Source organism: Rhodococcus sp. NPDC003348 (assembly GCF_053589375.1).
On record NZ_JBSFRT010000044.1, the window covers coordinates 1 to 13,703 of the forward strand.

Here is a 13,703-nt window from a genome sequence, read left to right on the forward strand (position 1 = left end):
TGGTACTGCACTCGACAGGGTGTGGGAGAGTAGGACACCGCCGTACATAACATCCGAAAGGGGACCCATTCTACTGGGTCCCCTTTCGTGTTTTCATGGTCATGCCAGTGTTGTCTTCGAAGGAGATGTTGTGGTGGACAACAACGAAGATCGCCGTCCGTATGGAAACGGTGATCCGGATCGGCGTCACGGTGGCGCCTCGCAGGGCGGGAACGCTCGCGGCGGCCATCGGCAGGACGGGCAACGGCGAGACGGTCAGAGCAGTGCAGGTCGTGGCGGTGACGGACCCCGTGGTGGTCACCGTGGTGACGATCGCCGCGGTGGCGAACATCGTGGTGGCGGTGACCGCCGAGAGGGCGGGGGTTTCCGCAGCGGCGGAGAACAGCGTGGTGAACGGCGCAGCGACGGTCGCCGTGGTGAGCGTTCCGGTGAGCACCGTGGCGGTGGATACCGCGGCGGCGACGATCGGCGTTCCGGTGGTGAGCGTTCCGGTGAGCACCGTGGCGGTGGATACCGCGGCGGCGACGATCGGCGATCTGGTGGTGAGCGTTCCGGCGGTGGATACCGCGGGCGGGACGATCGGCGTGCCGGCGACGATCGGCGTTCCGGTGAACATCGCGGCGGCGGATACCGCGGCGAAGGACGCAGCGATCCCGGCTCCGGCCATCGTGGCGGCGAGTACCGAGGCGATCGCAGTGGCGGCGAGGATCGTCGCGGTGGCGGTGAGCGCCGAGGTGGGGACCGCCGCAGTGGAGGCCCGCAGCGACGCGGCGGCGAGGGCGGTTTCGCGCCGCGGCCTCGCGACGGCGGCGCATCTCCTGAACGGCGTGCACCGCGTCCCGACGAGCCGGACCTGCCCGAAGACATCCAGGCCGGCGAGCTCGATCCCGCGGTCCGGCGTGACCTGCTCAGCCTCGACAAGTCGAATGCGAACACGGTCGCCCGGCACCTGGTGATGGCGAGCAAGCTGCTCGAGGACGATCCGCAGCTGGCGCTCGCGCATGCCCGCGCCGCCCGGCAACGCGCCGGCCGTGTCGCGGTCGTCCGCGAAACCGCGGGCATCGTCGCCTACCACGCCGGCGAATGGGCGGAAGCCCTGTCCGAACTGCGGGCTGCCCGACGTATGGCCGGTGGTCCGGGTCTGCTCGCCGTGATGGCCGACTGCGAACGCGGCCTCGGCCGCCCCGAGCGGGCCATCGAGCTCGGCCGCAGCGAGGAGGCCCGCGCGCTGAAGGGTGACGAGGCCACCGAGCTTCGGATCGTCGTCGCCGGCGCGAGGATGGACCTCGGCCAGTTCGACCAGGCTGTGGTCACGCTGCAGACCCCGGAACTGGATGCGTCGAAGTCCGGTCCGACCGCGGCGCGGCTCTTCTACGCCTACGCAGACGCACTGGTTGCGGCCGGACGCCGCGAGGACGGCCTGAAGTGGTTCCTGAACTCGGCTGCCGCCGACCTCGACGGCGACACCGATGCCGAGGAGCGTGCTGCCGAACTGTCCGGCGACCAGTGAGTGAAATGACGTTGCGGGAGCGGCACGACGTGCTGCTCCTGGACCTGGACGGCACGGTGTATGCCGGCCCGCACGCGATCCCCGGTGCACGGGAGGCTCTGGTCGTCGACGGCGGGCCGCGGCTGTTCTACGTCACCAACAACGCCAGCCGTAGTCCCGCCCAGGTCGCCGGGCATCTCAACGAACTCGGTTTCCCTGCAACGGAATCCGAGGTCGTCACGAGTTCACAGTCGGCCGCGCGTCTGCTCGCGGACCGAGTACCCCCCGGTTCGCCGGTGCTCGTGGTGGGCACCGAGGCCCTCGCCGACGAGGTCCGCGTCGTCGGCCTGCATCCGGTGCGCAGTTTCGACGATGCGCCGGTCGCGGTCGTGCAGGGCCACTCGCCCGACACCGGGTGGCGGATGCTCGCGGAGGCGACACTGGCCGTCCGGGCCGGCGCGTACTGGGTGGCGACGAACGTCGACACCACCCTGCCCACCGAGCGTGGGCTCTGCCTCGGGAACGGTTCGATGGTTGCGGCGGTGCGTACCGCGACCGGGTGCGAACCCGATGTCGCGGGCAAGCCGGCGCGTCCGCTGATGGACGATGCCGTTCGCCGCAGCGCGGCCGGCCGTCCACTCGTGGTGGGGGACCGGATCGACACCGACATCGCCGGCGCCAACGCCGCCGGGCTCGATTCCCTGCTCGTGCTGACCGGTGTCAGCACGCCCCTCGACCTGGTGACGGCGCCGCCGTCGCAGCGCCCGACCTACCTTGCGTACTCGCTGGCGTCGCTCGACGAGGCCCCCGAGTCCCTTGCGATCGCTCCGCACCCGCACGTGTCGGTGTCGTTGGACGGCGCAACACTCACCGTTCGGACGGATCCGTCGGCGTCTGTCGACGAGGCGACCGTCCTGCGTGCCGCGTTGGCCGCGGCCTGGGCGGCTCCCGAGGTGACCGAGGTACGGGGCGCTCCGCACCTGTGAGTGCATCTCACCCGTACCTGGGGTGAGAATCGCTTGCGGGCGCGAGGCGCGCATTGTCGCGTCGATCGACTAGCGTTGTCGGCGATGAGTACGCCGACACCCAAGCCCGGCCAGCACCTACCGGGTCCACCACCGACCGTCGACCCCGCACAGATTCACGCCGAGGTCGACTCGCTCCTCGCGGGCCTGACCGCGAGCGACATGCCGGACGGTCATCAGGCGATACCCCGGCAGGCACACATTCTCGAGCGTGCGCACGACGTACTCGTGCAGGCGCTGGCGACAGTGGACAAGATCTGAGGTGGCCAGGCGTGCACGAGTCGACGCCGAACTGGTTCGGCGGGGTCTGGCTCGCTCCAGGGAACATGCGGCTCAACTGATCGCGGACGGAAGGGTCCTGATCAACGGGTCGGTCGCCGTCAAACCGGCCACCGGTGTCGAGGCCGGGACACCGCTGCTGGTCACCGAGGAGACCGACGAGGTCTCCTGGGCGTCGCGCGGCGCGCACAAACTGCTCGGCGCACTCGAGGCGTTCGAACCGCAGGGACTGTCGGTGTCCGGTAAACGCTGTCTCGACGCCGGCGCCTCCACCGGCGGATTCACCGATGTCCTGCTCAGTAGGGGCGCGGCCCGGGTCGTGGCCGTCGACGTGGGATACGGCCAGCTGGTATGGCGGTTGCAGTCCGACGATCGCGTGACCGTCGTGGACCGGACCAACGTGCGTTCCCTCGAACCCGAACAGATCGGCGGCCAGGTCGAGGTCGTGGTCGCGGACCTGTCGTTCATCTCGCTGAAGTTGGTGCTGGCGGCGTTCGTCGCCTGCGCGGCGGACGGCGCCGACCTGGCACCGATGGTCAAACCTCAGTTCGAGGTAGGCAAGGAGCGGGTCGGATCCGGTGGCGTGGTCCGAGACCCCGCCCTTCGCGCGGAGGCCGTGCTCGAGGTGTCGCGTGCGGCGGACGAACTGGGACTGCGCACCCTCGGAGTGGTCGCCAGCCCGCTACCCGGACCGTCCGGCAACGTCGAGTTCTTCCTGTGGCTGCGCAAGCAGGCCGGACCGGGTGCCGAGGACGTCGAGGCCCTCGTCCGGAAGGCCGTCGAGGAGGGTCCCCAGTGACGGGCGCCGAAGGTACGGGCGGCACTGCCGGCGGGCGTGCGGGCGGCACCGCCGCCGGGCGCGAGATCCTCGTCGTGGCGCACACGGGCCACACCGAGATCGCCGACACCACCCGACGGATCGCGCGGGTCTTCGCCGAGGCCGGGATCGGGTTGCGGGTGCTTGCCTCCGAGGCCGACCACACCACTCCGCCGCTCGCGGTCGAGCCCGCCCGCGCGGACCTCGACGGCGTGCGCCTGACCGTCGTCCCGCCGGGCCCCGCCGCGGCGGAGGGGTGCGAACTGGTTCTCGTGCTCGGCGGCGACGGCACGTTCCTGCGCGGCGCCGACCTGGCCCGGGCGGCCGACATTCCGGTGCTCGGCATCAATCTGGGCCGGATCGGGTTCCTCGCCGAGACGGAGGCTGAGCATCTGGAGGAGGCGCTCGGACACCTGGTGCGGCAGGAGTACCGCGTCGAGCGCCGGATGACCATCGACATCGCCGTCCGGGTGGACGACGTGATCGTCGACCGTGGGTGGGCGCTGAACGAGGCGAGCATCGAGAACGTCTCCCGGCTCGGGGTGCTCGAGGTGGTACTCGAGGTCGACGGGCGGCCGGTGTCGTCGTTCGGCTGCGACGGCGTGCTGGTGTCGACACCGACCGGATCGACGGCGTATGCGTTCTCCGCCGGTGGCCCGATCGTGTGGCCGGAACTCGAAGCGCTGCTGGTGATTCCGAGCAACGCCCATGCGCTCTTCGCCCGGCCGATGGTCACCAGCCCGGAGTCGCTGATCGCGGTCGAGACGTTCTCCGGAGGCCACGACGGGCTGGTGTTCTGCGACGGCAGCCGCACCCTGTCGTTGCCGGCGGGCGGACGTGTCGAGGTGGTGCGGGGCGCGAACCCGGTCAAGTGGATCCGCCTCGACTCGGCGCCGTTCGCGGACCGGATGGTGCGGAAGTTCGATCTGCCGGTGCGGGGATGGCGGGGCCGCGGCGGCCGTGGGGAAGGGGACAGCAGGCGTGCTCACTGAAATCCGCATCGACTCCCTCGGCGCGATCTCGAAGGCCGGAGCCCAGTTCCATGAGGGCCTGACCGTGCTCACCGGTGAGACCGGCGCGGGCAAGACGATGGTCGTGACGAGCCTGCACCTGCTCAGCGGCGCCCGCGCCGATGCCGGTCGGGTCCGGGTCGGCGCGCAGCGGGCGGTGGTCGAGGGCCGCTTCGCCACGACGAACGTCGGAGCCCAGGCGGCGGCCGAGGTCGATCGTCTGCTCGAGTCCACCGGAGCCGAACGCGACGAGGACGGCACCGTCATCGCGGTTCGGACCGTTGGTGCGGACGGGCGCTCCCGCGCCCATCTCGGGGGCCGCAGCGTTCCCGCCGGGGCGCTCGCCGAATTGACCACCCCGCTGCTGACCGTCCACGGTCAGAACGACCAGCTGCGGCTGCAGCGACCCGACCAGCAGCGCCAGGCTCTCGACGAATTCGGCGGCGCCACAATCGGTTCCCTTCTCGACAAGTATCGGGACCTGCGGGCGCGCTGGCTGGAGGCACGCACCGAACTCGACGAACGCACCCGGAGCAGTCGCGAACTCGCGCAGGAGGTGGACCGGCTCGAGTTCGCGCTCAACGAGATCGACGCCGTCGACCCCCAACCGGGTGAGGACGCCGCGATCGTCGCGGAGGTTCGCCGGCTCGGTGACCTGGACTCGTTGCGGTCCGCGGCCGCCGCGGCGCAGGCCGCGCTCGTCGGCGCTGCCGACCTCGGCGCGGACATGGCGTCCGATGCTGCCGGTGCCCTGGACCTGCTCGGCGACGCCCGGTCCCGGGTCGAGTCGTCCGAGGACCAGGCGCTGACCGTCCTGGCGCCGCGGCTGGCCGAGGCGATCACGATCCTCACCGACGTCTCCTCGGACCTGACGGGCTACCTCGAGGACCTGCCCTCGGACCCGGGTGCGCTGGACACCCTGCTGAGCCGGCAGGCCGAGCTGAAGACGTTGACCCGCAAGTACGCCGCCGACGTGGACGGTGTTCTGGAATGGGCGGCGCAGGCGCGCGAGCGGCGCGGCCGGATCGACGTGTCCGCCGACGCCCTCGCCGCGTTGGCGGCCCGCGTCGACGAGGCCGCCGGGGCGCTCGCCGTCGCCGCGGACGCGCTGAGCAAGGCCCGGGCGAAGGCCGCCGTCAAGCTGGGCAAGGCCGTCTCCACAGAACTCGCCGGGCTCGCGATGGGGAAGGCGAAACTCGACATCGCCGTGCACCCGGTACCTGCGACCGCGGAGGACTCCGCCCCGCTCGAGGTCGGCGGACGCCTGCTGCACGCCGGATCGGCCGGTGTCGACGAGGTGGAGTTCCGGCTCGCCGCACACAGCGGATCGGCGCCGCTGCCACTCGGCAAGAGTGCCTCGGGAGGTGAACTGTCCCGGGTGATGCTGGCGCTCGAGGTCGTGCTCGCCGGTGCGCAGTCCGGCGCAACGATGGTCTTCGACGAGGTCGACGCGGGTGTTGGCGGCCGCGCGGCGGTCGAGATCGGCCGGCGGCTGGCCCGCTTGGCACGCACCCACCAGGTCATCGTCGTCACGCACCTGCCGCAGGTCGCGGCGTTCGCGGACACCCACCTGGTGGTCGACAAGGTGGACGGAAAGCGCAGTGCCGACTCCGGAGTGCGCACCCTCACCGACGACGAACGGGTGGGGGAGCTCGCACGGATGCTCGCAGGTCTAGGGGATACCGAGACCGGTCGCGCGCATGCCGAGGAACTGCTCGCGACGGCGGGTGCCGAGCGGAACTCCTGAGGCCGTCACGCGCAACATGTGACAGGTTCGCGGCGCCTGCAGCCGTGTCGCTGGTGGTGTACGAGTGAAAAGTGAGGTAAGAGACTCGGCGCGCCTCCCGAACGGCGGGACGTGTCGGCGTCATCATCGTGGGCATGAAGATGCCCGCTCTGTTGTCACGAAACACCGAATCGCTGCCGGGAGTCACCGGCATCGCCAGGGTTGATCGCAACACGGCGAAGCTGCTTCGCCGCGTCGGCCCCGGCGACATCGTCGTCCTCGACGAACTCGACCTGGACAGGATCACCGCCGACACGCTGGTGGAGGCCGGCGTCACCGCCGTCGTCAACGTCTCCCCGTCGATCTCCGGCAGGTACCCCAACCTCGGCCCCGAGGTGCTCGTCGCCAACGGGATCGTCCTCGTCGACTCCGTTGGCGAAGAGGCGTTCAAGAAGGTCAAGGACGGGGCCAAGGTCCGTCTGCACGACGGCGGCGTCTACACCGGTGAACGCCGCCTGGTGACGGGGGTCGAGCAGTCGGAGGCGGAGATCTCCGACCTGATGATCGAGGCGAAGACCGGCCTGGTCGACCACCTCGAGGCGTTCTCCGGCAACACCATCGAGTTCATCCGCACCGAGAGTCCCCTGCTGATCGACGGGGTCGGGGTGCCCGACGTCGACGTCGATCTGCGGGATCGGCACGTTGTGGTCGTCGCGGACGGCCCGGACCACGCACAGGACCTGAAGAACCTCAAGCCGTTCATCAAGGAGTACTCGCCGATTCTCGTCGGTGTCGGCGCGGGCGCGGACGCCCTGACCGCCGCCGGTTACCGGCCCGACCTGATCGTCGGCGACCCGGAGGAGGTCACCGCGGACACCCTCAAGTCGGGTGCCGAGGTGGTTCTGCCCGCCGACCCGGACGGGCACGCGCCCGGCCTGGAGCGCATCCAGGACCTCGGTATCGGAGCGATGACGTTCCCCGCTGCCTGCGCTCCCGCCGACCTGGCGTTGCTGCTCGCCGATCATCACGGCGCGTCGCTGATCGTCACCGTCGGCAGCACGGTCTCGCTCGACGAGTTCTTCGACCGTGGCCGGCGGGACGCCAACCCGGCCGCGTTCATGACCCGCCTCAAGGTCGGGCCGAAGCTGGTCGACGCCAAGGCCGTCGCGACCCTGTACCGCAGCCGGGTCTCCGGCGCCGCGATCGCCCTGCTCGTGTTGGCCGCGTTGACGGCGGTGATCGTGGCACTGGTGGTGTCGAACATCGGTGGCGAGGCCCTCGACTGGGCCGTGCAGACGTGGAACAGCTTCGCGCTCTGGGTGCAGGGGCTCTTCAAGTGATCTCTGCGCGTCAACACGCGATCTCGATCGCGGCGATCTTCCTGGCCCTGGCCATCGGTGTGGTGCTCGGATCGGGCACCCTTTCCGACTCCCTGTTGTCGGGGATGCGGGACGACAAGTCCGAACTGCAGAACCAGATCAACGACCTGCACGAGACGAACAACCAACTGGGTGAACAGCTCTCCGCGGCGGACGGTTTCGACTCCGCGGTCGCCGGCCGGGTGGTGCGCGACACGCTCGCGCAGCGCACCGTCGTCGTCGTGACCACCCCCGACGCCGACCCCGGCGACCTCGACGGGGTCACCCGGCTGATCGGCGCCGCGGGTGGCACCGTCACCGGCCGGGTCGCGCTGACCGAGGCGTTCGTCGACGCGGCCAACGGCGACCAGTTGCGTACCACCGTCACCAACGTGATCCCCGCCGGGATCCAGTTGCGCACCGGGGCCGTCGACCAGGGGAGCCTCGCGGGCGACCTGCTCGGATCGGTGCTGCTGCTCAACGCGCAGTCCGCGCAGCCGCAGAGCACGCCCGAGGAGCTGGCACTGGCGCTCGACGCGCTGCGGGCCGGCGGCTTCGTCGCGTACGACAACGGCTCGGTGGCGCCCGCGCAGCTCGCAGTGGTCCTCACCGGCGCGGGCAACGCGGGCGACGGCGGAAACCGTGGATCGATCGTCGCCCGGTTCGCGGGCGCACTGGACGGCCGCGGCGCGGGCACCGTCCTCGTCGGCCGCTCCGACGCAGCCCACGGCAACGGTCCGATCGCCGTCGTCCGCTCCGACACCGCACTGTCCGCGGGAGTGAGCACCGTCGACAACGCGGACCGGGAATCCGGCCGGATCACCACCGTGCTCGCCCTCCAGGAACAGCTCGGGGGCGGGTCCGGCCGCTACGGCACCGGACCGAATGCGACGGCCGTCACGGTCGGAGCCCCGATCGGCTGAGCGTCACACGGCGACCCATCGTGAAATTGCGGGAAGCGGCGCGCGGTGCGGAGGTTCCGGCGCACAGGTGTTACCGTGAAGACCCGTGGGTCGGCAGGCCCCAGCTCTACCATTGATCAAGTCCTGCAAGTCGTCACGGGAGCCCTTCTTGCCACTGTCACGCAGTCACACGCGTACCGCCACCAAGCACATCTTCGTCAGCGGGGGCGTCGCATCCTCGCTCGGCAAGGGCCTGACGGCGTCCAGCCTCGGGCAGCTGCTCACCGCCCGTGGACTGCGGGTGACGATGCAGAAACTCGACCCCTATCTCAACGTCGACCCGGGCACCATGAACCCGTTCCAGCACGGTGAGGTCTTCGTCACCGAGGACGGGGCGGAGACGGATCTCGACGTCGGCCACTACGAGCGGTTCCTCGACCGCGACCTCAACGCGTTCGCGAACGTGACCACCGGGCAGGTGTACTCCTCGGTGATCGCCAAGGAGCGCCGCGGCGAGTACCTCGGCGACACCGTCCAGGTCATCCCGCACATCACCGACGAGATCAAGTCCCGCATCCTCGCGATGGCGGGCCCGGACGCGCAGGGCCAGGAACCGGACGTCGTGATCACCGAGATCGGTGGCACCGTCGGCGACATCGAGTCGCAGCCGTTCCTCGAGGCCGCCCGCCAGGTGCGCCACGACGTCGGCCGCGACAACGTGTTCTTCCTGCACGTCTCGCTGGTGCCGTACCTCGGCCCGTCCGGTGAGCTCAAGACCAAGCCCACCCAGCACTCGGTGGCGGCGCTGCGCAACATCGGCATCCAGCCGGACGCGCTGATCCTGCGCTGTGACCGGGACGTGCCGCAGGCACTGAAGGCGAAGATCGCGCTGATGTGCGACGTCGACGTCGACGCCTGCATCTCCACCCCGGACGCCCCGTCCATCTACGACATCCCGAAGGTGCTGCACAGCGAGGGCCTCGACGCCTACGTGGTGCGTCAGCTCGGCCTGCCGTTCCGGGACGTGGACTGGACCGTGTGGGGCGACCTGCTCGAGCGCGTCCACAACCCGCGCGAGACGGTGCGCGTCGCTCTCGTCGGCAAGTACGTCGACCTGCCCGACGCCTACCTGTCCGTCACCGAGGCACTGCGTGCCGGTGGATTCGCGCACCGCGCCAAGGTCGAGATCGACTGGGTGCCGTCGGACGTGTGCGAGACCGAGGCCGGCGCCCAGGAGGCGCTCGGCGAGGTGGACGCGGTGCTGATCCCCGGCGGCTTCGGCATCCGCGGGATCGAGGGCAAGCTCGGCGCCATCACCTACGCCCGCACCCGCGGCATCCCGCTGCTCGGGCTGTGCCTCGGCCTGCAGGCCGTGGTGATCGAGGCCGCCCGCTCGGTGGGGCTGACCGACGCCAACTCCGCCGAGTTCGAGCCCGACACCAAGCATCCCGTCATCTCCACGATGGCCGACCAGGAGGACATCGTCGCCGGCGAAGCCGACCTCGGTGGCACCATGCGCCTCGGCGCGTACCCGGCGGTGCTGGACAAGGGCTCGGTCGTCGCCCGCGCGTACGGTTCCGAAACCGTGTCCGAGCGGCACCGTCACCGCTACGAGGTGAACAACTCGTACCGGGACCGGATCGCGAAGTCCGGCTTGAAGTTCAGCGGCACCTCCCCGGACGGGCACCTCGTCGAGTTCGTCGAACTGCCGGCCGACAAGCACCCGTTCTTCGTTGCGACGCAGGCACATCCGGAGCTCAAGAGCCGGCCCACTCGCCCGCACCCGCTGTTCGCGGCGTTCGTCGGGGCGGCCCTGAAGTACAAGGCCGCCGAGCGGCTCGAGGTCGACGTGCACCCCGAGGACGCCGTCGAGACGGTCGAGACCGCCGCCGCCGCCGACGCCCCCAGCGCCGGCTGATCCGGCGATGAGCCGCCCGGGAGAACACGACTTCGACACCCTCGCCAGCCGCACCGTCTACGAGGGTGCGATCGTCGCGTTGCGGGTGGACCAGGTCGCGATGCCGGGCGGCACCATCGCGAGCCGCGAAGTGGTCGAACACCACGGCGCGGTCGCGGTGGTCGCGGTCGACGACCAGGACCGGCTCGTGATGATCAACCAGTATCGGCATCCCCTCGGGCGCCGGCTCTGGGAACTGCCCGCCGGTCTCCTCGACGCCGCGGGGGAGGACCCCGTCGACGCGGCCCGGCGTGAACTCGTCGAGGAGACCGGGCTGGCGGCCGCGCACTGGTCGGTGCTTGTCGACGTGGCCGTCTCACCCGGATTCACCGACGAGGCGATCCGCGTGTACCTGGCGACGGGCCTGTCGGAAGTGGACCGGCCCGACCCCGAACACGAGGAGGCCGACCTCGAGATAGTGCGGGTCCCGGTCGCCGAGACGGTCGAGCGCGCCCTGTCGGGGGAGATCGTCAACGCGACCGCACTGTCGGGCATCCTGGCGCTCGCCGCGGCCCGTGCCCGCGACGGTGCGGACGTCGTCGGTCGTCCCACCGACGCCGCCTGGGTGGACCGGCCCACCGCACTGGACCGGCGCAGGCACGGCGCCTGACGTGCTCGCCGAACAGGTCGGGGGGTACCTGGCCCACCTCGCGGTCGAACGTGGGGTGGCCAAGAACACCCTGTCGTCCTACCGCCGCGACCTGGAGCGATACAGCGAGTACCTCACGTCCCGTGGCATCGACGACCTCGACCGGGTCGCCGAACGGCACATCACCGACTTCGTCGTGGTGCTGCGCCGCGGCGACTCCGGGAACGGCGTCCGCCCGCTTGCGCCCGCGTCCGCGGCCCGGGCCCTGATCGCGGTCCGTGGGCTGCACAAGTTCGCCACCGCCGAGGGATACACCCGCGCCGACGTCGCGCACGCCGTCAAACCGCCGTCCCCGAGCCGGCGACTGCCGAAATCGCTACCCGTCGACCAGGTGCTCGCCCTGATCGAGTCCACCGGTGGGGAGGACGCCGGGGACCAGCCTCGTGCCCTGCGGGACCGGGCGCTGCTCGAGGTGCTGTACTCCACCGGCGCCCGCATCTCGGAGGCCGTCGGGCTGGACCTCGACGACATCGATGCCGTCGACCGGGCCGTGCTGCTCCGTGGCAAAGGCGGCAAGGACCGCATCGTTCCGATCGGCCGCCCCGCCCTCGCCGCGCTCGAGGCGTATCTGGTGCGCGGGCGGCCCGCACTCGTCTCCCGGGGCGGTCCCGCGGTGTTCCTGAACTCCCGCGGAGGCCGGTTGACCCGGCAGAGCGCCTGGCAGGTGCTGCGGTCGGCGGCGGACCGGGTCGGTCTCGCCGACGGCGTCTCCCCGCACACGCTGCGGCACTCGTTCGCCACGCACCTCCTCGACGGTGGTGCCGACGTCCGGGTCGTGCAGGAATTGCTCGGGCACGCGTCCGTGACCACCACGCAGATCTACACCCTCGTGACCATCGGCTCCCTGCGCGAGGTGTGGGCCGGCGCGCATCCGCGCGCCCTGTGATCCTCCGGCCCCATCCGCCCCTGGGGACGCTCGCGCCTCAGGGGCGGACCGGGGCCTTCTCGCGGTCCCCGTTCGCGTGCAGGGCGCTCGGGTCGCCCCCGCCGGCGGTGAGGGCGCGCACCGCGTCGCGCAGTTCGGCGATCTCGGCGTGCAGCGAGGTGATCTGCTGTGCGGTCGCGGCGCGGTTGCCGTCGTCCTCCTCGGCGACCCGTTGCACGATCCACGACGCGACGGTCGCCGTCACCACACCGATGAGGCTGATCCCGCCGACCATCAGCAGCACCGCGATGATCCGGCCACTCGTGGTGACGGGCGCGTAGTCGCCGTAACCCACCGTGGTGACGGTGGTGATCGACCACCACAGCGCCTCGCCGAACGACGAGATCACGGCGTCAGGGTGTCCGCGTTCGGATTCCAGCATGGCCAGTGAGGCGACATAGATGAACAGGACCGCGCTGCTGACCGTGTAGACGACGACGCGTCCCCGGATGGCGCCGCCGAGCGCCCGCTGCAACGCCGCAACCAGCACCAGCAGGCGCAGCATCCGCAGCGGACGCAACAGGGGAAGCGCCACCACTGCGAGATCGACGAGATGGAGTACGAACCAGCGTCCGCGGTCGGGCGCGAGGGTCAGTCGGACTACGTAGTCGACGGCGAACACCGCCCATGAGAGGACGACGACGACGTCCAGTGCCGCGTCCGTCCACGTGCGGGGCTGAGCGAGTACCTGCACCGAATAGGCGACCAGGAACGTGAGAGCGACCAGCGCGAGGGGCCACTCGGCTCGCCGTTCCCACCGTTCGAGCCGGGTCGCTCCGACGGTCGAATCGATGTTCGGTCGCTGCCACCACTGGCCGCGGTTCTCCCCGCCGTTCGCGCTCACCACGAGGGAGAACGGTAGCGGCTCGAGGGCGGGCCCACCGCGATTGCGGCCGGTGGGCCGCGACGTCGACGCCTCCGGCCGTCGGGGCCGGAGGCGGGGGACAGGAACACTGCGACCCGTCAGTGGGACCGGTCGCCCAGCCGAGCGGCCTGGCCGCGGTGAGTCGGCGGGCCGAGTCGGCATTCGGGTGGTTGGATGTTCGCAACCGGACCCGAGGAGCTCCATGCGAACCCGATTCCGTACCGCCGCCCGCTCGGTCGCCGCGGCCGAGAACGTCAACGTGGTGCCGTCGGTCGGCGGCGCGCACACCCACACCGACCGGCAGGCGGCGGATCCGGTGACGGGCAGGCCGGCCTACGAGACATTTCTCACTCGGGAGCTGCCGCGACCGATCGACTGCGCGCACGGGGGCAACGCCGTCGCCTGCGCGCAGCTGCTCGCCGACCCGCCTATGGAGACCGGCGTGTCCGGGGAGTTCGATTCCCTCGTCTGCCCGGCGACGACGGGATCGGTGCTCGCCGGGCAGGGCATCGCGCACACGATGAATCTGCGACCGGTGGGCACGCACAAGTGGGGTTACCGGAACGACGAACTGCGCAGCTCCCGGCCGGTGTTGCCGGGGTCGCTGCGCTGAAGTCGCCGGACGTGACCGGGCTGGGCGCGCGTGTCCGTGAGGGGTTCGGGCGGCCAGACGGTAGCGTCTGTGGCGAGCATGCACGAGC

13 protein-coding genes are annotated in these 13,703 nt (G+C 70.9%); 12 read left to right on the forward strand and 1 reads right to left on the reverse strand.

Going from position 1 to position 13,703, the window contains the following annotated elements; genetic code table 11:
- Window positions 1-133 precede the first annotated feature (133 nt).
- From ACWDU4_RS23215 to xerD, 11 genes are all read left to right on the forward strand, one after another.
- Entirely contained in the window at window positions 134-1,510 is a 1,377-nt protein-coding gene (locus tag ACWDU4_RS23215) for a tetratricopeptide repeat protein (protein WP_450116290.1), read from the forward strand.
- Window positions 1,511-1,515: 5 nt separating this feature from the next.
- Window positions 1,516-2,475, forward strand: coding sequence for an HAD-IIA family hydrolase (locus ACWDU4_RS23220; protein ID WP_450116291.1), 960 nt, complete (start codon window positions 1,516-1,518; stop codon window positions 2,473-2,475).
- Between the two features lie 84 nt (window positions 2,476-2,559).
- Window positions 2,560-2,775, forward strand: a complete 216-nt coding sequence (locus ACWDU4_RS23225; RefSeq protein ID WP_450116292.1) for a hypothetical protein — start codon at window positions 2,560-2,562, stop codon at window positions 2,773-2,775.
- A 1-nt stretch (window position 2,776) separates the two neighbouring features.
- The gene (locus ACWDU4_RS23230; RefSeq protein ID WP_450116293.1) at window positions 2,777-3,592 is read left to right on the forward strand and encodes a TlyA family RNA methyltransferase; all 816 of its coding nucleotides are present in this window, start codon (window positions 2,777-2,779) and stop codon (window positions 3,590-3,592) included.
- Window positions 3,589-4,602 (forward strand): NAD kinase, encoded by a 1,014-nt coding sequence (locus tag ACWDU4_RS23235; RefSeq protein ID WP_450116294.1) that lies wholly within the window; start codon window positions 3,589-3,591, stop codon window positions 4,600-4,602. The genes ACWDU4_RS23230 and ACWDU4_RS23235 overlap by 4 nt, the downstream gene beginning before the upstream one ends.
- Window positions 4,592-6,367 carry a DNA repair protein RecN gene (recN, locus tag ACWDU4_RS23240; RefSeq protein WP_450116295.1) on the forward strand — a complete coding sequence of 592 codons (1,776 nt, stop codon included), beginning with the start codon at window positions 4,592-4,594 and terminating at the stop codon, window positions 6,365-6,367. Before ACWDU4_RS23235 ends, recN begins: the two co-directional genes overlap by 11 nt.
- A gap of 134 nt (window positions 6,368-6,501) precedes the next feature.
- Window positions 6,502-7,686, forward strand: coding sequence for a putative cytokinetic ring protein SteA (gene steA, locus ACWDU4_RS23245; protein WP_450116296.1), 1,185 nt, complete (start codon window positions 6,502-6,504; stop codon window positions 7,684-7,686).
- Complete coding sequence (locus ACWDU4_RS23250; protein ID WP_450116297.1) at window positions 7,683-8,627, forward strand: copper transporter; 945 nt, start codon at window positions 7,683-7,685, stop codon at window positions 8,625-8,627. The genes steA and ACWDU4_RS23250 overlap by 4 nt, the downstream gene beginning before the upstream one ends.
- 148 nt (window positions 8,628-8,775) lie before the next feature.
- Window positions 8,776-10,524 (forward strand): CTP synthase, encoded by a 1,749-nt coding sequence (locus ACWDU4_RS23255; protein WP_450116298.1) that lies wholly within the window; start codon window positions 8,776-8,778, stop codon window positions 10,522-10,524.
- A 7-nt stretch (window positions 10,525-10,531) separates the two neighbouring features.
- Complete coding sequence (locus ACWDU4_RS23260) at window positions 10,532-11,173, forward strand: NUDIX domain-containing protein (RefSeq protein ID WP_450116299.1); 642 nt, start codon at window positions 10,532-10,534, stop codon at window positions 11,171-11,173.
- Between the two features lies 1 nt (window position 11,174).
- Window positions 11,175-12,098, forward strand: a complete 924-nt coding sequence (xerD, locus tag ACWDU4_RS23265; RefSeq protein WP_450116300.1) for a site-specific tyrosine recombinase XerD — start codon at window positions 11,175-11,177, stop codon at window positions 12,096-12,098.
- A gap of 37 nt (window positions 12,099-12,135) precedes the next feature.
- Here xerD and ACWDU4_RS23270 read toward each other — a convergent pair whose 3' ends face one another.
- The gene (locus ACWDU4_RS23270; protein WP_450116338.1) at window positions 12,136-12,930 is read right to left on the reverse strand and encodes a potassium channel family protein; all 795 of its coding nucleotides are present in this window, start codon (window positions 12,928-12,930) and stop codon (window positions 12,136-12,138) included.
- Window positions 12,931-13,204: 274 nt separating this feature from the next.
- Between ACWDU4_RS23270 and ACWDU4_RS23275 the strand changes: the two genes are divergently transcribed.
- Window positions 13,205-13,615: a hypothetical protein gene (locus ACWDU4_RS23275; RefSeq protein ID WP_450116301.1), complete on the forward strand. Its 411-nt coding sequence runs from the start codon at window positions 13,205-13,207 to the stop codon at window positions 13,613-13,615.
- Window positions 13,616-13,703 lie beyond the last annotated feature (88 nt).

Bases quoted from the DNA above. Each gene is read 5' to 3' on its own strand.
- steA (WP_450116296.1), top strand. From the start codon at position 6,502: ATGAAGATGCCCGCTCTGTTGTCACGAAACACCGAATCGCTGCCGGGA.
- ACWDU4_RS23225 (WP_450116292.1), top strand. From the start codon at position 2,560: ATGAGTACGCCGACACCCAAGCCCGGCCAGCACCTACCGGGTCCACCA.
- ACWDU4_RS23260 (WP_450116299.1), top strand. From the start codon at position 10,532: ATGAGCCGCCCGGGAGAACACGACTTCGACACCCTCGCCAGCCGCACC.
- ACWDU4_RS23275 (WP_450116301.1), top strand. From the start codon at position 13,205: ATGCGAACCCGATTCCGTACCGCCGCCCGCTCGGTCGCCGCGGCCGAG.
- ACWDU4_RS23220 (WP_450116291.1), top strand. From the start codon at position 1,516: ATGACGTTGCGGGAGCGGCACGACGTGCTGCTCCTGGACCTGGACGGC.